Annotated in this window: 21 protein-coding genes and 1 pseudogene; 10 read left to right on the plus strand and 12 right to left on the minus strand. The window is 40.2% G+C overall.

Annotated features, from left to right (window positions below; translation table 11 throughout):
• Positions 1-10: 10 nt before the first annotated feature.
• From C4E06_RS22595 to C4E06_RS22615, 5 genes are all read right to left on the minus strand, one after another.
• A complete protein-coding gene (locus tag C4E06_RS22595; protein WP_107670635.1) occupies positions 11-1,195 on the minus strand; it encodes a M20 family metallopeptidase in 1,185 nt (394 codons plus the stop codon).
• A gap of 43 nt (positions 1,196-1,238) precedes the next feature.
• Positions 1,239-1,847 (minus strand): flavin reductase, encoded by a 609-nt coding sequence (locus C4E06_RS22600; RefSeq protein ID WP_107670636.1) that lies wholly within the window; start codon positions 1,845-1,847, stop codon positions 1,239-1,241.
• Positions 1,848-1,953: 106 nt separating this feature from the next.
• Positions 1,954-3,327 carry an AtzE family amidohydrolase gene (locus tag C4E06_RS22605; RefSeq protein ID WP_107670637.1) on the minus strand — a complete coding sequence of 458 codons (1,374 nt, stop codon included), beginning with the start codon at positions 3,325-3,327 and terminating at the stop codon, positions 1,954-1,956.
• Positions 3,324-3,512 (minus strand): DUF4089 domain-containing protein, encoded by a 189-nt coding sequence (locus tag C4E06_RS22610; RefSeq protein WP_107670638.1) that lies wholly within the window; start codon positions 3,510-3,512, stop codon positions 3,324-3,326. Before C4E06_RS22610 ends, C4E06_RS22605 begins: the two co-directional genes overlap by 4 nt.
• A 13-nt stretch (positions 3,513-3,525) precedes the next feature.
• Entirely contained in the window at positions 3,526-4,506 is a 981-nt protein-coding gene (locus C4E06_RS22615) for an SGNH/GDSL hydrolase family protein (protein WP_107670639.1), read from the minus strand.
• Between the two features lie 156 nt (positions 4,507-4,662).
• Between C4E06_RS22615 and C4E06_RS22620 the strand changes: the two genes are divergently transcribed.
• A complete protein-coding gene (locus C4E06_RS22620) occupies positions 4,663-5,736 on the plus strand; it encodes a DUF3747 domain-containing protein (protein ID WP_107670640.1) in 1,074 nt (357 codons plus the stop codon).
• A gap of 132 nt (positions 5,737-5,868) precedes the next feature.
• On the opposite strand, the gene C4E06_RS22625 is transcribed toward C4E06_RS22620, so the two are convergent.
• Positions 5,869-6,777 carry a CPBP family intramembrane glutamic endopeptidase gene (locus C4E06_RS22625; protein ID WP_107670641.1) on the minus strand — a complete coding sequence of 303 codons (909 nt, stop codon included), beginning with the start codon at positions 6,775-6,777 and terminating at the stop codon, positions 5,869-5,871.
• A gap of 208 nt (positions 6,778-6,985) precedes the next feature.
• Positions 6,986-7,381, minus strand: a complete 396-nt coding sequence (locus C4E06_RS22630; protein ID WP_198648965.1) for an AbrB family transcriptional regulator — start codon at positions 7,379-7,381, stop codon at positions 6,986-6,988.
• 545 nt (positions 7,382-7,926) lie between these two features.
• On the opposite strand from C4E06_RS22630, the gene C4E06_RS22635 reads away from it, so the two are divergent.
• Entirely contained in the window at positions 7,927-8,907 is a 981-nt protein-coding gene (locus C4E06_RS22635; protein WP_107670643.1) for a succinate dehydrogenase/fumarate reductase iron-sulfur subunit, read from the plus strand.
• Here the strand turns inward: C4E06_RS22635 and C4E06_RS28365 are convergent.
• The 4 genes and pseudogenes from C4E06_RS28365 to C4E06_RS22650 all read right to left on the minus strand — a co-directional run.
• The gene (locus tag C4E06_RS28365) at positions 8,904-9,152 is read right to left on the minus strand and encodes a hypothetical protein (RefSeq protein ID WP_232826341.1); all 249 of its coding nucleotides are present in this window, start codon (positions 9,150-9,152) and stop codon (positions 8,904-8,906) included. The two genes, C4E06_RS22635 and C4E06_RS28365, sit on opposite strands and share 4 nt — an antisense overlap.
• Positions 9,153-9,205: 53 nt before the next feature.
• Positions 9,206-10,291 carry a hypothetical protein gene (locus tag C4E06_RS22640; RefSeq protein WP_198648958.1) on the minus strand — a complete coding sequence of 362 codons (1,086 nt, stop codon included), beginning with the start codon at positions 10,289-10,291 and terminating at the stop codon, positions 9,206-9,208.
• Between the two features lie 157 nt (positions 10,292-10,448).
• Positions 10,449-11,840 (minus strand): malic enzyme-like NAD(P)-binding protein, encoded by a 1,392-nt coding sequence (locus C4E06_RS22645; RefSeq protein ID WP_107670644.1) that lies wholly within the window; start codon positions 11,838-11,840, stop codon positions 10,449-10,451.
• 338 nt (positions 11,841-12,178) lie between these two features.
• Positions 12,179-12,358 (minus strand): annotated as a pseudogene (locus C4E06_RS22650) (Uma2 family endonuclease); the annotation flags it as partial.
• 79 nt (positions 12,359-12,437) lie between these two features.
• Here C4E06_RS22650 and C4E06_RS22655 point away from each other — a divergent pair.
• The 8 genes from C4E06_RS22655 to C4E06_RS22690 all read left to right on the plus strand — a co-directional run bounded on the left by C4E06_RS22655 (position 12,438) and on the right by C4E06_RS22690 (position 21,612).
• On the plus strand, positions 12,438-13,520 hold the full coding sequence (locus tag C4E06_RS22655; protein ID WP_107670645.1) for an acyl-CoA dehydrogenase family protein: 1,083 nt from the start codon (positions 12,438-12,440) through the stop codon (positions 13,518-13,520).
• 539 nt (positions 13,521-14,059) lie between these two features.
• A complete protein-coding gene (gene argF, locus C4E06_RS22660) occupies positions 14,060-14,977 on the plus strand; it encodes an ornithine carbamoyltransferase (RefSeq protein ID WP_107670646.1) in 918 nt (305 codons plus the stop codon).
• 332 nt (positions 14,978-15,309) lie between these two features.
• Complete coding sequence (locus tag C4E06_RS22665; protein ID WP_107670647.1) at positions 15,310-16,356, plus strand: dihydroorotate dehydrogenase-like protein; 1,047 nt, start codon at positions 15,310-15,312, stop codon at positions 16,354-16,356.
• A 52-nt stretch (positions 16,357-16,408) separates the two neighbouring features.
• The gene (locus C4E06_RS22670; RefSeq protein ID WP_107670648.1) at positions 16,409-17,311 is read left to right on the plus strand and encodes an alpha/beta fold hydrolase; all 903 of its coding nucleotides are present in this window, start codon (positions 16,409-16,411) and stop codon (positions 17,309-17,311) included.
• Between the two features lie 10 nt (positions 17,312-17,321).
• Positions 17,322-18,509, plus strand: coding sequence for an MFS transporter (locus C4E06_RS22675; RefSeq protein WP_107670649.1), 1,188 nt, complete (start codon positions 17,322-17,324; stop codon positions 18,507-18,509).
• A gap of 203 nt (positions 18,510-18,712) precedes the next feature.
• Positions 18,713-19,717, plus strand: coding sequence for a glutathione S-transferase family protein (locus tag C4E06_RS22680; RefSeq protein WP_107670650.1), 1,005 nt, complete (start codon positions 18,713-18,715; stop codon positions 19,715-19,717).
• 84 nt (positions 19,718-19,801) lie between these two features.
• Positions 19,802-20,581 carry a pseudouridine synthase gene (locus tag C4E06_RS22685; protein WP_107670651.1) on the plus strand — a complete coding sequence of 260 codons (780 nt, stop codon included), beginning with the start codon at positions 19,802-19,804 and terminating at the stop codon, positions 20,579-20,581.
• Positions 20,582-20,583: 2 nt separating this feature from the next.
• Positions 20,584-21,612 (plus strand): helix-turn-helix domain-containing protein, encoded by a 1,029-nt coding sequence (locus C4E06_RS22690; RefSeq protein ID WP_107670652.1) that lies wholly within the window; start codon positions 20,584-20,586, stop codon positions 21,610-21,612.
• Positions 21,613-21,646: 34 nt separating this feature from the next.
• Here the strand turns inward: C4E06_RS22690 and C4E06_RS22695 are convergent, their stop codons facing one another.
• The gene (locus C4E06_RS22695) at positions 21,647-22,207 is read right to left on the minus strand and encodes a cytochrome (protein WP_107670653.1); all 561 of its coding nucleotides are present in this window, start codon (positions 22,205-22,207) and stop codon (positions 21,647-21,649) included.
• Positions 22,208-22,388: the final 181 nt, after the last annotated feature.

Here is a 22,388-nt window from a genome sequence, read left to right on the forward strand (position 1 = left end):
CAGTATCCTTTCACGGTTCACTGAGTAAAGCCGGCTCAAGTAACAAACTGGCCAACAAAGCCGATCGCTCCACTAAACTATCAAGATAGATAAACTCCCCAGGAGAATGAGCCGCGTCTCCTACGGCACCTAAACCGTCCAAAGTGGGCGCATAGCGGTTCGTGGTATTACCATCGGACCCACCCCCGGCGATCGCTTCGGTGAGGGTTAACCCCAACTCACACCCCCGTTGATAGGCCCGTTGCCATAGTTTTTCACTGTCTGGGGTTTTTTCCATGGGTGGCCGGCCAATTTTTCCTGTAATAATGAGTTGAGTGTTGGGGGTGGTGGGTTGTAAATTGAGGATTTTTTGTTCTATTCTTTGAGCATCTTCTTGATGGAGTACCCTGACATCCACCACTGCGGTGCTTTCTGGGGCGATCACATTGGAACGAATCCCCCCGTCAATAGTCCCGACATTCACGGTAATGCCATGTTCAGGATCATTGAGAGCAAAGAGTTGTTGAATGACAAAGGATAGCTCTAAAATTGCACTAGCACCCTTTTCTGGTTCTAAGCCGGCATGAGCAGCTTTACCGATCACTTTCACTGTAAACCGTCCCACTCCTTTGCGACGGGTTTTTAGTTGTCCTTTTTGTCCTAAAGAGGGTTCCATGACAAAGACGCGATCGCATCCTTGCACTAAGCGACGAATATAAGGGGTAGATTCTTTGCTACCTATTTCTTCGTCGGAGTTAATTAAAAAGATAGGAGTAACAGCAGGGGTTAGATCATGAGACAAAAGACTTTCTAGAGCAAAAATAGTCTGTATTAACCCTGCTTTCATATCATAGACTCCTGGACCGTACAGTTTACCGTTTCTTTGGACTAAGGGCATAGTTTCTAGGGTTCCCAACGGCCAAACTGTGTCACAATGACCGAGTAATAGTTGTCTCGGTTGTCCTTTAATGCGCTGTTTCGGTACGGCTAAGAGGTGTCCCCCAGTATTTTGACCTCTAAGATAACGAACCCGATAATGACGGCTTAAGAAAGCATTTTTGAGCAAGGAGAGAACGGGTTTTTGTGCTGTGGGAACGGTTGAAGGGGACTCGGCTAACACTAACTGCTTCAAAAGATCAACCATGTCCCCATGACGACTGTGGAGATAGTCCAGTAGTCGTTGAGATAGTGAAGGGGTTAGGGTTGGGGTGGACATTTTGGGGAGTGTTCAAGGTTTTTAAAAACCATTTTGGACTGGGTTAACGATGAAACTGTGCATGAAAAGGGAAGGAGAAACTATGATCGATGATGCTATACCGTCCAGGGGAAAGATAAACTAACAGAGGAATATCGAGTAAAATGTCTTGGTCATCGCGATCGCTTCTCCTTAAGGCTGTTTCCTTAACTTGGGCTGCGATAATTTTGCCTACAATGAGACTATTATCTCCAAATCCTTCTATAATCCGATCCAGGTGACATTCTAAATAGAGATAACTGTCTTCGAGATAAACACTGTCTATCTGGGTAGTGGGAAATGTCGATAAGATTGATAAAAGCGGTTTTTGATTATTCTCACAACGGGCAGTAGCGGTTAAACTGGTGAGTAATATTTGATTCGGTTGGGGAAAACTGACACTAAAGGCTTTTTCTCTAACAATATTTTGATAAGTGCCATGACTTGGGGTACAAATAAACCCAAAATAATTATCCCAACCAAACGGCATCGCCATGTGTTTCGGTGCAAGATCATAGTTTTCATCTGCTTCTTTGGTGCCAATGATCACTAAAGGTGCCACCATAAAGAAACGATCCCATAATGGTTGGCCCAGATCCAGAGAAATGAGGCGATCGCTAGTAACTGAAGACATAAGCTTTCCCTCTGGCAAAGAGTAAGAAAGATACCTAAAACGCTAATTTATTCTACTTTGATCATAGTTGTTATTAGAGAGTTTAAGGAATTTTTGTACTCAAACTTTACAATTTACGTAACTTTTCTTCTAAAAAGGCGGCGACTTGTAAGATTTTTAACTCTTGATAAGGTGCAGCTATTAATTGAACTCCCAAGGGCAACTTATTGGATCTTAATATAGGAAAAGATAACACAGGCAAACCGATAAAAGATAAGGGTTGAGTAAACCGGCCTAAGTTGGGACGAATTAATATTTCTTCTCCATTAATGATCATTTTTTCTTGTCCTAAGGTCGTGGCGACACAGGGAGTTGTGGGGGCAATAATCACATCAACGTTTTGAAAAACTTCTTTAACTTGATCCCGATACCAACGGCGAAATCTTTGCGCTTGTAGGTACCAAGTATTAGGAATAAATGCCCCTGCTAAAAAGCGATCTCTCGTAGCTGGATCAAAATCTTGAGGACGCGATCGCAAATTTTTTAAATGAAAATTAGACCCTTCACAAGCAGTAATAATATAAGCAGCTGCCCTCGCTCGATGTGCTTCTGGAATCGTAATTATGCTGTCTGTATTCAACACTTTAGCAACGGTTTCTACTGCTTCTAAAGCTTCTGTTTCTGCCCCTTCTTGAAAATAGTTTCCTGCCACAGCAATTTTTAAAGAACTAATATCTTGATTTAACTTATCAAAGCATAATTGAGGGGATAAAGAAGTACAGACCGGATCATTTTTATCTTCTCCTTGTAAAACATCAAAAATAGCCGCCATATCTCTCACGGAACGAGTCAACCCACCAATGTGATCTAAACTATTAGAAAATAAAATAGTACCTGACCGTGATAACCTACCATAAGTAGGTTTTAAGCCAAAAACACCACATAAAGCAGCAGGAACTCTAACTGAACCATTGGTATCTGATCCCAAAGAAAAGGGGATTAAATGAGCCGCAACGGCTGCCGCTGAACCCCCTGATGATCCCCCTGAAATTCTGGTTAAATCATGGGGGTTTGGAGTGGCACCATAGTGACTATTTTCGGTTACAAATCCATAGGCATATTCATCCATATTCAAAGCACCCACTAAGATCGCCCCTGCTGCTTTTAACTTCTTAATAGCTGTTGCATCTTGGGTTGCTGGTGCATTTTCTTGATTAATTTTTGACCCGGCTAAGGTTATCACGCCTTCAATATCAAAGAGATTTTTAACAGCAAAAGGAACTCCGGTTAAAATACCTATTTCTTCACCTTTTATTATTTTATAATCAAGTTGTTTGGCTTGTTCAATAGCTTGACTTCTTAGGATAGTGGTAAAGCAATTTAATGTTGGGTTTTGCTGTTCAATATTATTAATAAATTGTCTAATAACTTCAATCGCTGTAATCTCTTGATTTTTAATTTTTTGACTGAGGGCGATCGCACCTAAACAATTAATATTCATGGTTTAAAAATGGGGGAAGGTTCAACGGTTTCAGGTAGGTCAAACTCAGTCACTAACGTAGCAATTTCAGCAATTCTTGTTAAATTATCAATCACCCCTGGCATGGATTCAGGAGGGATAGGTAAATCAATTATTACGGATGTTTGTTCGATATATTCTTTGATCTTTGTCTTGTTTTCATTCATAATTAATTAGGGATTATTTTCTAACTTTTTTAATAATAGCGATTAATCCAATTGTTAATAATGCTACTGTGGTTTTAGGTTCAGGAATTCCTAATGATTGAAAAGCTGTATTAGCAATTAATTGATGTCCCACTGCTGTAGGATGACGATCATCCCAGAATAAAAATTCATTAGGATTATTACACACTTCAAAGGTGTTCAAATTCAGACAAGCATCAGTTACATTTGTGAAGATAGGAAAAGGATTTTGAATCGTATTATTAACCACTGTATTAATATCAACAGGTATTAGATTGACATCGGATGAAAAACCAGATAATAAACTTGACAAACCCTGATTATGAGCCATAGTTAAATCATTTAAACAATCACCATCAAATTGATTATCATCGGGACAAAACCCATCAACAGAGCCATTATTTAGGGGTGTATTTCCCAAATTGGGTAAATTTAAAACCATAATATTTTCAGCCCCCAACTCTATTAAAGAATTAATAGCTGTTTCTATATTACTCAAAGTTTGATTAGGATTATCAAAAGGAGTAAATACCATACTATTGGTCGGTAAATAATCATTACCACCTGCCCAAATTGCATAAAGTGCATTAGGATCAGCTACAGGATTGTTATTAACAAAATTACCAATTTGTCCTTGTAATCCAGGTAAAGGGATACCTGGTAACGTAGTATCAAGGGTATTGTCAAACCCACTGGTTGAACCGCCAAAAGCTGAATTAATTAAGGGAACATTTAACCTTTGAGCCAGAATTTCTATCCAAGCTGGTCCGTTAGAAAATCGTCCCTCAAAATAAGGAGGAGTGGGGGGAAAAGTTTGAGTTCCTCCTGTTGCTTCGAGAACAATCTGATTAACATTACCTGTCCCAGATAAACTATCTCCAAATCCGTAAATAGTTGAAAAACCAGCAGCGATGGCAGGATAAGAATTTAAATAAAAAATACTTCCAAAAAAAGCCAATAAAGACAGTTTTTTCATGTCAATCAATTCTGAATGAAATCAACACGCACACTATAACACTTTTAATACTGTCCAATCATAGCAACCTTTCACCCAGGAGATCAGTCATGATCTGATACAGGAACACATTGTATGTGGTGTAAGTCATGTTGTGATGATGCAAGGCTAGAGACTATGAAACTCACACTTATGGGTAAACTGATTGCTGTTACCACCTTTGCTTTGACTGGTATGATTCCGTGGTTTCCTTCGGAAGCATCGACCTTTGATGAACAAGAAGTAAACCAGGAGGATTATATTGCGATCGCCAGACCCTACGGGGATAACAAATATGATTTATTGATCATCAAACAAATACCAGGACAGCGACAGTGTTGGGAAGAAATAGAATCCAATTCAGTCACAACCGTTGATCCTCTACTGCTTAATTTTAACTTTGCGGGTAGTTGTCAACGCAGTACGGATAGTAATGGTTATTCTCTGCGGATTGATGGACGAGACTTAGGACTGGATTATTTGTTAAGAATTGTCCAACAAAATGGGGAATTAGTGTTAGTGGGAACCCATCGCAGCGATCCCACTCAACCGGATATCGTTGTTGGCCGAACTGACGGAATGGCCTCAGGATTTTTAAAGATTGATTTAGATCCCGGTTGGCGATTCACCCAACGGGCTTATAATGGCACAGTGCTAAGCCATGTCTACTTAACGGGGGATAGTACCGCTATTATGGCTCAACCAGCTTATAATAGCACTGATTCGTCCCCAGATGAGGCTATGGTATCTGAATCTGAGTCCCCTGTACAAGAGATGACCTTTACGGCAGAGACTCAACCCTCTCGTGTCTCTAACCAGAGTAATTTTACCTCTGAACCCTCAAAAAATCCCTTACCCCCTCCCCCAACCCCCTCACAGTCCAATGAACCCCCGCCCTTACCCAGTTTTTCCGAACTTCCTCCCCTCGAACCTCCTACCAGTAAAAGTGTGAGTGGGGTGGTTCCTCCTCCTTCGGCCAACGCAGTTAACACCGGACGGAATATCGGAACGTCTCAAAGTTATCGGGTTGTGGTTGCGGTCAGTAGTAGTCAGGATAGGACTCGGGTGCGATCGCTATTTCCTGAAGCGTTTTCCACCTCTTATCAAGGTCGGTCAATGTTACAAGTGGGATTATTTAGTGATAAAAATAATGCTCAAAAAGCAGAACAAAGTTTGAGAAGTATTGGTTTAAAGCCGATTATTATTCAATAACTAAGGTCTTTTTTAAAATATTGAGTTCTCAGTTTTTGAAGGCAAGCAGAGGAGCTTCGGAGTTGGATTTTCGGTTTTCTCCCCCGCCCCCTGCTCCGATGCTCCCTTGCAGTCTCAACTAGGGTGTTGAGCTTAACCGAGTAGTATTGGCCACAACCACAAAATACCACCAGTGCCGAATAAACACAAAATTCCCATCATTCCTGCTAAGGGTTGCTCATAAAGACCAATGAGCCAGTCTTGACTGTTTCGGGTGTAGTTAATCATTTGAGCCGCATCTAAAGACGCTAACCCCCACACCCAACCGGCATGAAGTCCCCAGGCTAACCCTAAACTCCCTCCATCGACCCATCTTGCTATCACTAACACCATTCCCATTAACCACAGTCCCGGTAACTGGGGAAGGGTGGTTTGTCTTTCCCAGAGTAAATGAAGCAGAGCAAAAATAATGCTAATAATAATAGCACTGACCCAGGGATTATACTCTTTTTCTAAAATCGTTTGAAAAATACCCCGAAATACAAATTCTTCGGTTAAAGCGATCCATACAGCCAGTCCGAAAATAGGTAGGGCTACCTTGCTTAGTTGATTTAAGTTCTCAGGGTGCCATTTTAGCCAGCCTAACCCCCCTTCCACGGCAAAAACGATGGCTAACCCCCCTAACCCCAAAAGAAGCCCTAGACAGAGTGAAATGAGGAGATCCCAACGCCAAGATAACCCATAGTCAGATAATGAGGTTCTCTCGACGATCAGGGTTAACCACCCTAACCAGGGAACCAGTAAATACAAGGGTATTAATAAAGGGATTTTTTGCTCTGGTTCTAAGGGTTGAAAGGGTTTCCAGTCCAGCTTTTTACCCAATACTAAAGCGATGGGTAGCCACAAGAGCAACCATATTAATAAGAAAAGACCGATTTTACTCTCACTAGGAAAGGGACTAACACCACTGAGCAAAAGATCGAGATGGGAAGATGAAAATGCTTCCCATAGACTGCGATCTGGGGGGATGGTGAGACCATTTTTGACACTTATCAATGACATTACAGAGACGGATTACTGAAGAACTTCTCATCTGACCATAACATATGGCTTTTTCAGTTTCCTTTCCATAATGTAACTGAGATTTATTTCATGGGAATTATCGCTTTTATCCCTGTCCCATCGGACTGGGAAAGTCCAAAGGTTGACCTTTGTTTTTGACTTGGCTTTAGGGATTTGCTTCCCATGTTCTGATCTTCACAAACAGCCCTTAAGCGGCTTCTTCCTCATCAACGCCCACTTGTTTAAGATGAATATGTTTGTAGCCTAATTTAATCTCAAATTCATCCCCTGGTTTCAATCCCATCTGCTCAGTATAGGTAGAACCAATGACAATTTGACCATTCTTGTGAACGCTGACGCGGAATGTGGGTTCACGGCCCCGACCATCTTTAGTCGAACCGGGTTGTAAAGGAACCCCTTTGGCGGCAAGAACGGCATCATAAAAGTCCGTTAAATTAACACGAACTTGTCCATCTTTTGTCACTGAGTAATAGCCACATTTTTTGGCTGTTTCTCGGCGAGGCTTATCAGCTAACTGTTTTAGTTCTTGAAGTAAGGCTTTCCCAGTTAAGGGAGTAGGATTTGGATCAACGGTATCAGCCATAATTTTATCAATGTCCTTTGATTTTCTTTCAATGATGACTAGGTTATTTAGATCATTATTGATCATATCAAAAATATAGCGTTAAATTCCTAAACGAAACCAAAAATATTTCAAGAATTATGAAGTTGATCCCCTGGAGTTTAAGGGGACAAATTTCCTTGGGTCTGCTCAAAGCGAGATAAATTCCCCTTCTATCTCCCCTGGGGTTTCGGTTGTTGAACCTTAAAAGAAAAAGGAGAAAGTCAAGGAGTAATGAGGCTAAACCCTGCATCAAAATTGGCTTTGATGAGGATATTAACAGTGTGGAAAAGCTTCAGAGACTAAATGAATAAAACTCACATCTTGCACCTTCGTTAAACCCCACCCCCCCCCTTTAAAAGGGGGGCAGGGGGGTAGAAGGCAGGGAAGGTAGAGGGAGCAGAATCTTGGGGAATGTGGAAAATATAAAGGGGACTTTTATCCTAATTAACCCTCGAAGAAAATTGCCATACAAATCCTAAGAACGAGATAGGATAGAAGAAATCAATCAATTTTTGAATGTTCCCATGGAAGTATTGTTTAAAGTGTGGCGACAAAAGCCCGATCACAGTCCTCAGCTACAGACTTATCAACTAGACGTTCAGGCCGGCAATACCATCTTAGAATGTTTAAATCGCATTAAATGGGAACAAGATGGTAGTTTAGCCTTCCGTAAAAATTGTCGCAATACTATTTGTGGGAGTTGCGGCATGAGAATTAATGGCCGTTCCGCTTTAGCTTGTAAACAAAATGTGCAACAAGAGTTAGAGATGGCTGCTGCTTCGGGTAATGGAGATTTGCCCACGATCACCATTGCCCCTTTAGGGAATATGCCAGTGATTAAAGATTTAGTGGTAGATATGTCCGATTTTTGGGATAAACTCCAAAAGGTTGATCCTTATGTTAGTACCCAAGGCCGCAACATCCCTGAACGAGAATTTTTACAGACCCCTGAAGAGCGATCGCAGTTGGATCAGACGGGTAACTGTATCATGTGTGGCGCTTGTTATTCTGAATGTAACGCTTTAACGGTTAACCCTGAGTTCGTTGGCCCCCATGCTTTAGCCAAAGCACAGCGCATGGTGGCAGATTCGCGAGATACGGAAGTAGAGGAACGTTTAGAAACCTATAATCAAGGAACTCAAGGGGTTTGGGGTTGTACCCGTTGTTATTATTGCAATGCGGTTTGTCCTATGGAAGTGGCCCCGATGGATCAAATTGGTTATTTGAAACAAGACATTTTAGATCGCAAAGATGCTCAAAGTAGTCGCTCTATTCGTCACCGCAAAGTGTTGATCGATCTAGTTAAGGAGGGAGGATGGATCGATGAACGGAAATTTGGTTTATATGTGGTCGGTAATTATTTTAGAGATTTACAAGGATTACTGTCTCTTGCCCCTTTAGGGTTACGGATGCTAAGTCATGGTAAGTTTCCTGTTTCCTTTGAACCGTCTGAAGGGACAAAAGAAGTGCGATCGCTTATCGAAAGGGTACAAACTCATCATTAATAGTTAATGATGAGATAGCCCACCCCTAATAAACTCAGCACCCCTAAAATAACTAAGATCATTTGTCTGATGTTTGAAGGGGGGTTAGGTTCATCAACCACGGCAAAATCTTTAAGGTCAAATCCCTTCTGATTTGTAAGTTGATTGACTGGCACTTTATCGGTTACAACGGCTTGTAAAGCTGGCCAAATATATTGATAATTATAAGCATTCGGTCCGTCTTTAGCTCCTCCAAAATTATCCATAAACCGGTCGCCATAATACTCAGTGTTCGTCACAGATTGATTATGATCGGCTCTTAATTTTTTTTCGAGATTAGATTCAGAGAAATATATTTTTTTCTGGGATGAATGAATAGTAAAAAGCGTCCTTTTTTGTCTTCTAACGGAGGAACTACCCATTCAGTGGGTTTAACAATTCTATCATCAATGCCATGTAATATCCCCACAGGAACCTCAATACTTTGTCCTGTTTCTTCAATGGTCATAGGTTCAGTGGCAAAGGGAAAGCCAAACAGTCTTAAAATGATAAAAGCAATAGTAGGAATGCCTAAATTCGTGTTAGGAGCCGGATCAGCCGTAATAATTTGTTGAGGGGTAAATCGCTTTAAATCTTGCTGAGGATGTTGCTTTAAATAGTCTGGCCAACTTAGGGCTAAGAGTCCCCCTAAAGAATGACCAAACACATAAAAATCTATGTCCTTTTCAAACAATAGTTGAGTATTTTTATCGACTGAATTTTGACGAGAATATTCTTGTAATTTTTCCCAACCGATTACCGTACTATTAACGGCAAAAGATAGCCATTGTTTGGGGGCATAAAATAAACTTTTTAAGACTGTAAACACCATACTTAAGAGATTTTGGGCATATTCTTTTTTAATAAATCCATAAATTTTGAGGAAAATAATTAAGATAATTAATCCCAATGATAAACGAAGTTTTTGACTATTTTTTCTAGTTTCTAATTCAGAAATATCAGTGCGATCGGTATCCCGTCTTAAAACCATTCCTGCGAAAAAACTACCGGCAGCTAATGACCAATAACTTAAGTCAGATTTCTCTGAAGTTGGCTCATCAGCAAAGTCAGGATAATTGCTTTTTTGATAATCAGGAAAAAAGACATAATAACCTAAGCTGGCTAATTGAGATAAATGTTGTTCATAAAATTGTGGCATACATAAAGCAAAACCATGTAAATAAGTAATAACTTTAAGGTTGCCATTTTCCTGATCAGGCTTTTTCGGGACATAAATCCTTAAATAATCACCGTCTTGATGACTTCCTGTTTGATAAATGGTGTAATCTTGTTCGTCTTTCGAGTAGATTTGATAGCCAGAAAATTCAAAACAGTTCCAGTCTTTCTTAGAAGAGGATTCTACCATAACCACAGCCCTCCTAAATTAGATGTCAAAAAAATCAATTCTATGGTTAATGATTGATCGTTATTTTACTCACTTTTTCAGTGATTATCTCAACGGGAGCAGATAAATTGACAGGGAAAGGGAAGCAGAAAAAAGCTGCCTCCTCAACCCACAAGGATTATTCGAGGGTTACCCCATCGGCACGGGCTGCTAATTCTACGGCACTGGCCACAGCATGGGACACCCGCTCATCAAACACAGAGGGAATAATATGTTCTGCACTTAACTGACTCGAATGGACCAAAGAAGCGATGGCTTTAGCTGCCTCTAAATACATATGCTCGGTAATATTTTTCGCATGACAATCTAGGGCCCCGCGAAATACCCCAGGAAAAGCCAAAACGTTGTTAATTTGGTTAGGATAGTCACTGCGTCCGGTGGCCATCACCGCTACGTCATTGATCACTAACTCCGGTTGAATTTCAGGGATGGGGTTAGCCATGGCAAAGACAATGGGATCTCGATTCATCGACTGTACCATCTCCTGGGTGACTACCCCCGGCACACTCACTCCTAAAAAGACATCGGCCCCTTGCATGGCATCGGCCAAGGTCCCACTGGCACTAACGGCATAGGCTTGTTTTTGAGGGTTGAGATCCTCTCGATTGTGAGAAATTAGACCTTTGGAGTCGCACAGCCAAATGGTGGTAGCCCCGGCCGCCCGTAATAGAGAGGCGATCGCTACTCCTGCGGCCCCGGCCCCATTAATGACAATACGGACGCTTTCTAGGGACTTCTGAACCAGTTTCAGGGCATTAAATAAGGCGGCTAAGGTAACGATCGCTGTTCCATGTTGATCGTCGTGGAAGACGGGAATATCCAATTCTTGACGCAGTCGTTTTTCAATTTCAAAGCAACGGGGGGCTGCAATATCTTCTAGGTTAATTCCGCCGAAAACCGGGGCGATGCGTTTAACGGTTTCGATAATTTCTTCTGTGTCTTGGGTGGCTAAACAGATAGGAAAGGCATCGACTCCAGCGAATTCTTTAAATAACATGGCTTTCCCTTCCATCACTGGTAAGGCAGCCTCAGGTCCGAGGTTTCCTAACCCTAACACCGCACTCCCATCGGTGACCACGGCCACGGTATTATGTTTAATGGTGAGATTATAGACTTCAGAGGGATCACGGGCGATCGCTTTACAAATACGGCCCACCCCTGGGGTATAAGCCATCGCCAAGTCACCCTGAGAATGAAGGGGAAGACGACTTTCTACCGTAATTTTACCTTTGCGATGAAGTTCAAAGGTGCGATCGGAGACTTTTAATATCTTAACGTTGGGAATTTCTCTGACGGCAGAAACAATTTTTTCGGCGTGTTCTTCGCTTGATGCTTCTACTGTAATTTCCCGTTGCGTAATTTTCAAGTTATGCTCAATCAAAGAAATTTGTCCTAAACTCCCTTGGGCCCCTGCAATGGCCTGGGTAACGTTGGCCAGGGTTCCGGAAATGTTGGGTAATTCGATGGTTAATGCAAGGCTATAACTTGCAGTTGGGTTGAGGTTTGCCATGTAACTCCTTAACTCCTATCAAGAGAGATTGACACTCTCTCCCTTTATGTTTATCTTTATCCTGACTACAGTGGCCATCCGTTTGAGATGGATGGGATCAGTGGATCACCATGTCTTGTCTGTGTCCCTTTTAGTCTATACCTTAGATTCGCTTATTCTCATTCTTTGAATAATAGTTTAACGTCTTGGCTGTTGAGGGTGCAGGGTGTGGGGTGTCGGGTGTGGGGTGTCGGGGGTTTGGGAACAGTTTATCGCTTCGCTCGAAGTCAGAAGTAGGAAGTCAGAAGTTCCACAGCGAAGCTCCGGCTCTATCGAACAGAAGTTGTTTTTTCTTATCATTTAAAATATTCATGTTCCGGTAAAGGTGTCATAATTTCTAGGGTTCCTTGATCATAAGCAATTCTAGCAGCACGGTTATTTCCTAAATTTTCTAATAATTTATTAAATTGTTGCCAACTAATCTGATATAAAACAACTCGATCAGCTTTTGCATTACTGGGTTGGTTACGGGTTAACATAATTTTTATTGATATTATCTTTAGTCTAATCTATCATAATTTATAGTTACCGTTAATTGTTGTGTTATCAAATCAGTTTATGGCTATCTGTCAAGATATTAATAGTTTAGATAATTTTTTAGCTAATATAGAATCCTATTTACAAGAATTTGTGACTCCGTTTGCTTCAGAAATTGATCATTCTCCTGATGCTCTAAAAAAGGCTTTAGAAGGATTAATTCAACAGTCATTATTATCGGCAAGAATTCCTCAAACTTGGGGAGGGTTAGAGTTAAACTCAGAAATGTTTTATCTCCTGCAACAATTACTATCTCAATATTCGGGGGCGTTAGCTTTTTTACAATTACAACATCAAGGGGCTGTCAATGCTATTGTCAAGAGTGAAAATGAAGCGTTAAAACAAAACTATTTACCGAAAATTGTCGCAGAAAACTTATCGTGTGGTTTGGGTTTTTCTCAATTACGAAGACAGGGAAAACCAATGATTACAGCAACTCCTATTCAGGGAGGATATGCAATAACCGGTAACGTTCCTTGGATCACAGGATTTGATTTTTTTGATAGCTTTATTTTGGGGGCAACTTTACCCGATGGTCAAGAAATTCGGGGAATTGTTCCTTTTAAGTCATCGTCGGATGTGATGTTTAGTAAACCGATGAAATTAGGGGCAATGGAGTCAACCAATACAGTTACTGCTAGGTTTGAAAATTATTTTTTACCTGAAAATAAGATTGTTTCTATTGCTCAACCTGGGGACATACATAACAATGATAAACAAGTGGTTCTTTATCCCAGTTTTTTAGTATTAGGTTGTGCTAAAGCAGGGCTAGATATTGTTAAAAATAAAGCAGAAACTAAACCCCTTGATTTTATTCAAGAAGCTTACGATCATCTTTATGAAGAATGGCAAATCTGTCAAAGTAAAATTAGACAAGCTATCACCATTGAAAACCGTTCTTTTGACGACGATTTACAGTTAAGAGTATGGTCAATTAACTTAGCCGAACGATGCGCGAAAGCAGCCGTAACCGTGTCTAGTGGTGCTGCTAACTATTACAATCATCCAGCACAAAGGGTGTATAAAGAAGCTCTTGTTTTTAGTGTTTTTGCCCAAACTACTGACATAATGAAAGCAAGTTTAGAGCAACTTATGTATAATTAAATAGGCAAGGGTTCTCCCCCTAATAAAAGGGGGAGTTAGAGGGGGTAGCAAATGAACCATTTTCTATCACCCCAGATTAAATAAATGATAAAAAAACCTCAGATAAACTGAGGTCAAGTAGGAGAACCCATAATGGAGGAAAAAGCAAAACAATAGAGAAGAGACACTGAAGACAATTAATATTAAAAAGCAAGTCTTAATGAAAGCTGACTGGTGATTATCTATTCCTAGTCTTCCCAAAATTTGATAATTTTATATCACCTCAGAGAAAATAAATTGTAAGATAACTATGTAGGTGGTTATAAATAAACGTAAGGTGGGCAATGCTAAGAAAAAGCTGACAAACCTAAACTAGAAACCATTTGAGATATTGCCCACCCTACAAGTTTTGTCCATTTAATTATGCCTACCTACTTAATAACTGGTAACTGATCACTGATTACTGTGAAAACAATTCTAAAATCTCAATTATGATTCTCTCGTAAAGCGAAACACCGTCGTTATAATAAAGTCCTCAACAGATGAGGAAAACAGCCATTATGACAACTCTCCAAGGAAGAGATATCTTAGGAATTGGGGATCTCAGTGCAGAAGAAATGACCCAGGTGCTAGACTTAGGGGCAGAATTGAAAAGTGGTCAGCGATCGCCCCATTGTCAAAAAATATTAGGACTGTTGTTCGATAAAGCGTCTACCCGGACCCGTGTTTCCTTTAGTGCTGCCATTTATCAACTAGGGGGACAAGTCCTCGATCTCAATCCTAGTGTAACCCAAGTGGGGCGAGGAGAACCCACCAAGGACACGGCCAGAGTCTTAGATCGCTATTTAGACATTTTAGCCATCCGTACCTTTGAACAGTCGAAGTTAGAAACCTTTGCCGAATATGCCCAAATTCCTATTATTAATGCCCTAACGGATTTAGAACATCCCTGTCAAATTTTAGCGGATTTTATGACCATTAAAGAATGTTTTGGTGAACTGGCAGGAAGTACGGTAACCTATTTAGGAGATGGGAATAATGTTGCCCATTCTCTTATTTTAGGGGGTGCATTAATGGGGATGAAAATTAGAGTGGCCACCCCTAAAGATTATCAACCATTACCGATGATTATTGAACAAGCTAAACAGTTAGCAAAACCCGGTTTTGAGATTATGATCACTGATGATCCCGTGGCTGCGGTTAAAGAGTCTCATGTCCTTTATACCGATGTTTGGGCAAGTATGGGACAAGAAAATTTAGCCGAATCAAGAATTCCTATTTTTCAACCCTATCAAATTAATGATGAACTGTTAAATCAAGCGGATAAAGATGCCATTGTTTTACACTGTTTACCGGCACATCGTGGGGAAGAAATAACCGATAGTGTCATAGAAGGAAAACAGTCAAAAGTATGGGATCAAGCTGAAAATAGAATGCACGCTCAAAAAGCTTTGATGGTTAGTTTATTGGGGATTTAGAATGAAGGATAAAAACAATAGTGCTACGCACTGGGGAATTAGGAATAAAGAGTTTTCCCCCTCACAAAAGGGGGAGTTAGAGGGGGTAGCAATGGTTAATTAAAGAACAGTTTAAACGTTAACCAGTGACCAACAACTTTTTTTGTACCGCTATAGATTGAGAATAATATTTGTAACTAAATCTTACAAATAAATAAAACCAGAAAATAGGAGGGACAAATCTGATAGAATAAAACTATAAAGTTGAGACAAAAAAGATTGAACAGTTGTAAAAAATATGTTCAAAAAATTAGCATAAAACTAAAATTAAAGTATTAATTGAGGAGTCAGAAATGGACTTAACAACAACCTATCTAGGAATGACATTAAAATCTCCTTTAGTGGTAGGTTCTTGCGCCCCCTTAACTGAAGAAATCGATAACATCAAAAGAATGGAAGATGCAGGGGCGGCAGCGGTGGTGTTACACTCGTTTTTTGAAGAACAATTACGACAAGAACAACTCGAATTACATCATCATTTAACCCACGGAACCGAAAGCTTTCCCGAAGCTTTAACTTATTTCCCTGAACCCGAAATTTTTCACGTCGGCTCTCAAGAATATTTAGACCATATTCGCAAGGCAAAAGAAATGGTGGATATGCCCATTATTGGCAGTCTTAATGGCTCAACCTTGGGAGGATGGCTCGATTATTCTAAACAAATTGAACAGGCCGGGGCCGATGCCTTAGAACTCAATATTTATTATGTTCCCACGGATTTAGATATTCCGGGCGGAGAAATTGAGCAGAACTATTTAGACATTTTAAAAGCGGTAAAATCAGAAATTAATATTCCTGTGGCCATTAAAATTAGTCCCTATTTTAGTAATATGGCTAACATGGCCAAACGGTTAGGAGAAGCCGGGGCCGATGGCTTAGTTTTATTCAACCGTTTCTATCAACCCGATATCGACTTAAACAACTTAGAAGTGTATCCCAATGTGCTGTTAAGTACCCCTCACGCCATGCGTTTACCCATGCGTTGGATCGCTATTTTATACGGAAAAATTGAGGCCGACTTAGCGGCAACCAGTGGCATTCATCACCCCACCGATGTCATTAAAATGGTCATGGCCGGAGCAAAAATCACTCAAGTGGTGAGTTCTTTGTTACGTCATGGTATCCATTATTTAGGAACCCTAGAAGAAGGAATGCGTTACTGGATGGAAGAAAACGAATACGAATCTATCCAACAGATGCAAGGGAGTCTCTCGCAACTCCATTGTCCCGATCCCGCAGCCTTTGAGCGATCGCAGTATATGAAAGCTTTACAAACCTATGCCCCTATTTGGCGATCGGTTCAAGATCCCCCTCTGAGTACCGTTAGGCCAGAAAGTTAAAATCCTGTTGCCTTTTAATTAACATGGGAAGTGAAGATCAGTTTAAATCACAATGTTAACTATTCCTGGGTTCCATAAACATTACCTGCCCACTAGCCTCGGCAACATGGTCTATTATATGGCTGATGGTCTTCCTTGGTGTACCACAGACGAAAAGATGTCAGATCGCCCCACATTAGTCTTTTTACACGGGTTTGGGGGGGGATCGAGTGCTTACGAATGGTCAAAAGTCTATCCGGCCTTTGCCAGTGAATACCGTATTATCGCACCGGACTTAATTGGTTGGGGAAAATCATCCCATTTAGAAAGAAATTACACCATAGATGACTATTTAACCACCCTCAGCGAATTTATTGAGAACATTGCTGACGGACCGGTAACAGCGATCGCCTCTTCTTTAACAGCAGCCTTGATCATTCGAGTGGCCATTACTCGGCCTGAGTTGTTTAAATCCTTAATTTTAACCACACCGGCAGGATTATCGGATTTTGGTGAAGATTATAGCCGAAGTTTCTTTGCTAAATTAGTCACCACGCCTGTTATAGATCGCTTTATTTATGACTTTGGGGTGGCCAATGAAATGGGAATCCGTAATTTTTTAGAACAGCGTCAATTTGCCAATAGCGATCGCGTCTATCCTGAAATTATCTCCGCTTATTTAGACTCGGCCACCCAACCCTTAGCTGAATATAGTGCCTTGTCTTTTGTCAGGGGAGATTTATGTTTTGATTTGGCAGAATATATTGACCAATTAACCACGCCTACGGCGATGATTTGGGGTAGAAAGTCTCAGTTTACTGGCCCTGAAATTGGTCTAAAATTAGCTCAAATGAATCCTACTTTTATCAAAGCCTTTGAAATTATTGAAGAGGTAGGATTAACGCCACAATTAGAATTACCTGGGGTAACTATTGGTTTAATTCGTCGCTTTTTGACTAAAGATTTAGCAGGATAACCCTTTTGCTATGCCCATAAATTCTCAACTGGCTTTGCAAAGGAATCTTTCTAAACTTTTAATTTTAAAAGGCCTATCCTTTGCTTGGTTTCCTATTCCCACAATCATGTTATTTTATGAGTCTCATGGGTTATCTATTGAGCAATCAATTTTCTTAAAAACCGTTCTTTCTATCTCCTTTTTTTTGTTAGAAATACCGTCAGGATATATTGCTGATCAATGGGGAAGAAAGTTTTGTCTTGTTAGTGGTAGTGGAATTTGGGTTATTAGTTGGTTAATTTATGGTACTCAAGAGACATTTTCCTGGTTTATTGTAGCAGAAGCGTTAACGGGAGTCGCTGGTAGTTTAATTTCTGGGGCAGATACAGCCATAACTTATGATACTTTATTAACCTTAAAACGCCCTCAAGACTACCGTAAATTTGAGGGAAAATTAGTAGCGATCGCAGGAATTAGTGAGGCCATTTGTGGTTTAATTGGGGCTTTTGTGGCTCAATATAATTTAGTTTATCCTTTTTATTTACAAACGATTTGTTTGATTTTTTATTGCTTATTAGCAACCCAATTAATTGAACCTGATAATGATAATTTAGAACTGTCTCAAGAGCCACAAAATTTATGGTCGATTGTCAAAAATGCTTTAATTATTAATGCTTCAATTCGTTGGTTTATTTTATTCAGTAGTACCTTTTCAGTGGCCACTTTTTTAATTGTTTGGTTATCTCAAGCTTACCTATCTAATTATAATGTACCCACCGCTTGGTTTGGGGTTGTTTGGGTTGGGTTTCATGGGATGATGAGTTTAGCTTCTTTATCAGCTAATAACCTAGAAGAAAAATTAGGATTGAAAAAAAGTTTATTATTCTTAATTATATTATTGGCAAGTTCTTATTTATTTTTGGGGATAATTGAGCAAGTTTGGGGAATTATGTTTGTGGCGGTTATTTATTGTGTCAGAGGTTGGATCACGCCGATACTTAATGAAGCCATTAATAACCTGGTTCCTTCTGTGACACGAGCAACGGTTTTTTCGATTAAAAGTTTTATTTTTCGGTTGGGTTTTGCTATTATTGGAACAGCATCAGGATGGTTAGCCGATCAAAAATCTTTACATTTATCATTAACAATAATGGGTATAATTTTTTTAATCTTTGGTTTATTTTCTTGGCGAAACTTGATTAAATTAAAAGCCATTTAAAAGCAATACTGATTATGTATATAGCGTTTCTCGGACTCATGAGGTACACCTAACACCTGCCTTCTGCCTTCTGCCTCCTGCCTCAAAGCGATTACCTTTGTATCTCACAAGTATGGGAACTGCTATAAATAAATCTTCTCCCTATCTCCCCACCTCCCTGCTCCCCCACACCCCACACCCCACACCCCAAACCCTCCAGAAATATGTCTCTCCCCTCAACTATCATTATTAAATTAGGTAAATTTGTCTGGACTACCATGTGGCATCAAATGATGTCTCAGTTAGCCCCTCGTAGCGAATCTGGGGCTTATATTCGCCCCGAAAGCGAATTTCGTCATGACATCAATGATCAGCCTGAGAACCCCTATAAACCCGAATCTGGCCGTTATGCGTTATACGTTGGCATCGGTTGTCCCTGGGCCCATCGGACGCTGGTGGTGCGTGCTTTAAAAGGGCTAGAATCAGTGATTTCCTTGGTTTGGGTGAGGGGAGAAGCGACGGAAGGGGGTTGGATGCTAGAAACCCCACAAGAGGGTTGTCGCAGCTTAAAAGACGTTTATCAATTGAGTCAACCTGGTTATGAAGGAAGGGCAACGGTGCCGGTTTTATGGGATAAACAAACTCAAACCGTTGTTAATAATGAAAGTGCTGATATTATTGAAATTTTGAATCGAGAATTTAATCAATGGGCCCAACAACCGGATCTGGATCTTTATTCAACTTCACAAAAAGAACAAATTGACAGCTTAAACGAACGCATTTATCACACCGTTAATAATGGGGTTTATCGTTGTGGTTTTGCTCAAACTCAATCCGCCTATGAACAAGCCTGTAATGAGTTATTTCTAACCCTTGATGACCTAGAAAAGAGATTAACCCATCATCGTTATTTATGTGGAGAAACGATTACGTTAGCGGATGTGAGACTGTTTACTACGTTGTTTCGTTTTGATGCCGTTTATTATGGCTTGTTTAAATGTAATCAGCGTCGCATTCGAGACTATCAAAATCTATACGGTTATTTACAGGATATTTATCAACTGCCTGGGGTGTCTTCCACTTGCGATTTAGAAAAAGTAAAACAAGACTACTATAGTAATTTATTTCCTCTGAATCCAGGGGGCATTGTCCCATCAGGTCCAGACCAACAAGACCTATTATTGCCTCATAATCGAGAGAAAATTACCCTTTCTACTGTTAAAGAATAAGTTGATAAGTTAAGCTAATATCCATTATCATTCTATCATTAACATTCAGGGGAAAAATGAGGGGATGGGGAGAGAAAATAACATATGGTTGAACGGGTGCAAAAAATTTTATCTCAATGGGGAATTGCTTCCCGTCGTCGTGCTGAGGATATGATTGTGGCCCGACGAGTTCGGTTAAACGGGGAAATCGTGACATTAGGGGATAAAGCCGATCCTGATTGCGATCGCCTAGAGGTAGACGGCCAACTGATTCAACCCAGTCAACGGCCTGAATTACTGTATATTTTGATGAATAAACCAGTCGGAGTGGTTTGTACCTGCGATGATCCTCAAAATCGATCCATTGTCTTAGATTTATTACCTAAACAGTTAAGTCAGGGAACAGGAATTCACCCCGTAGGAAGACTCGATTTTAACTCCTCTGGTGCTTTACTGTTAACCAATGACGGAGAATTAACCCTGAGATTAACTCATCCCCGTTACCATTTACCGAAAACCTATGAAGTCTGGGTTCAAGGACATCTTACAGAAGAAAGATTACAACAATGGCGCGAAGGTGTTATGCTAATGGGCAAAAAGACTTTACCGGCTCAAGTCGAGGTGATTCGTCGTTCTCGTCAACAGACTTCCTTGAAAGTGATTCTGACTGAAGGCAAAAATCGCCAAATTCGTCGTATCGTTCAACAACTGGGTTTCCATGTTCTTCGACTCCATCGCACTGCTATTGGTCCTCTTGTTCTCTCTTCTCCTAAGGAAAGTAGTTTACCCAGCGGACACCATCGTTTGCTTACCCCTTCAGAAATTGATTTTCTCAAGCGTCGCGCCAACCTTATCACTGAAACGGAAGGGAAGCTGATTGAATAAATATGTCCAGGAAACAATCGTCACGTCATTCTCCTCATCACGACACCAATCACACCCAAGACGCTCAATGTCAGAGGCCTGTGGTGCCGAAACATAGTCGATGGCAACAATTATGGGATAAATTGAGTTTAAATGGCTATCAAACCCGAGAGGAGTCAAACGGAGAAAAACCCCCCTCTCCACCGCCTAAAAAAACCGTTTATCTGAAATTATTACTGAAATTATTATCTAAATTTCCGAAACGAAATAAACATTATTTTGATCCTAAAAAATTACAGAAACAAATATTAGAAGATATTGGACAACAGTTACAGGAGGAACGTCACAAACAAGGGTTAAGTCTGGAGTTGATTTCTGCTGAAACTCGCATTTCTATGGGGTTATTAGAAGCCATAGAAAAAGCAAAATTAGAGGAATTACCAGAGGCTATATATACTCGTAGTTTTATTAAAAAATTTGCAGATTTTTTAGGGTTAGATGGAAAAAGCTTATCAGAAAGTTTTCCTTTGGATAGTAAACCCAAGTCTCAAAGTTCTTCGAGATTTCGTTTTTTATTTCCTGTTTTACAATTTCGTCCGATCCATCTTTATTTTTTATATATTATTATTGTGGTTATTTCCGTTCAGAGCATTTCTAATACCTTAAAACGGGCTGCCACAGAAGGAGCGATCGAAGAATTACCGGTTCCTGTGGTGGTTTCTCCTCCTCCCCCTCCCATACAAAAACCAGTCATTGTTAAGGTTCGTAGTACAGGAAAATCAACCTTAAAAGTTACAGTGGATGGCAAAATGACCTTTGAGGGAACACTAAGCAAAGAAACCCAAAAAACTTGGGAAGCTGATCAAAATATTACCCTAGAAGCGAGTGACGCTGGTTTAATTTTAGTCACATTTAATAATCAAAATGCCAAACGATTAGGTAAATTAGGAGAAAACAAAAAGGTAACTTATTCTATTCCTGATATTTCTAATAATGTAAGGGAACAGGGAACAGGGAACGGGGAAGAGGAAACAGTTAACCAGTCAGAATAAAGGTGTTTACTGATAACTGATCACTGATAACTGTTTAAGGTGCATTTTCCCATTCGGCTGTCAAAGTACGATAATTAAAATCTTTTACCCCTGGATGACAAACGATACAATTTTTAGTGGTAATGGGTTCTGTAAATTCAACCCGAGGATGAAGGATTTTAAAATACTGAGATTGCTCAATATAATAAGGGACTGGGGCATCTTTGAGTAAAATAGGGCGAGAATTGCTTTTCAGATAATCCCACATTAACACTTGACTTAAACGAACGATATTCGGTACAGATGTTCCATAGTGTTTTTGAGGATTTTCTAGAAGTTCTTGCCAGGTTTCTGTGGGTAACACTTCTGGGGGAATGGCAATATGACACCCCGAACAAGTAGAGAGATAGAGTTCTTTTCCGGCTTCAACCGTCGAACGATTTGGCCGAAGGGGCCCGATAGATTGAGATTGCGCTAAGGTATGACTGGGTTTGGCGGCTATTGCTTGGGTAAATGCTGAACCCACACTGATACACCATAAAAGAATCGCCAGAGCAATGACTAAATATAATAAATTTGACCGGTTAAAATGAAAGAATTTTCGGAATTTCAGCATATTTTTTTATCAAATAATCATTTCTTGAATAATTTTATTATGGCTTATATTTTAATCAATTATAGTGCTACGCACTGGGGAATGGGGAATAGGCAAGGGTTCTCCCCCTCACAAAAGGGGGAGTTAGAGGGGGTGGCAATGGTAGGCTGTCAAAGGGTTTCAGAATTGGGAAATGTCAAAC

The organism is Cyanothece sp. BG0011, from assembly GCF_003013815.1.
In the GTDB taxonomy this organism is placed as follows: domain Bacteria; phylum Cyanobacteriota; class Cyanobacteriia; order Cyanobacteriales; family Microcystaceae; genus Crocosphaera.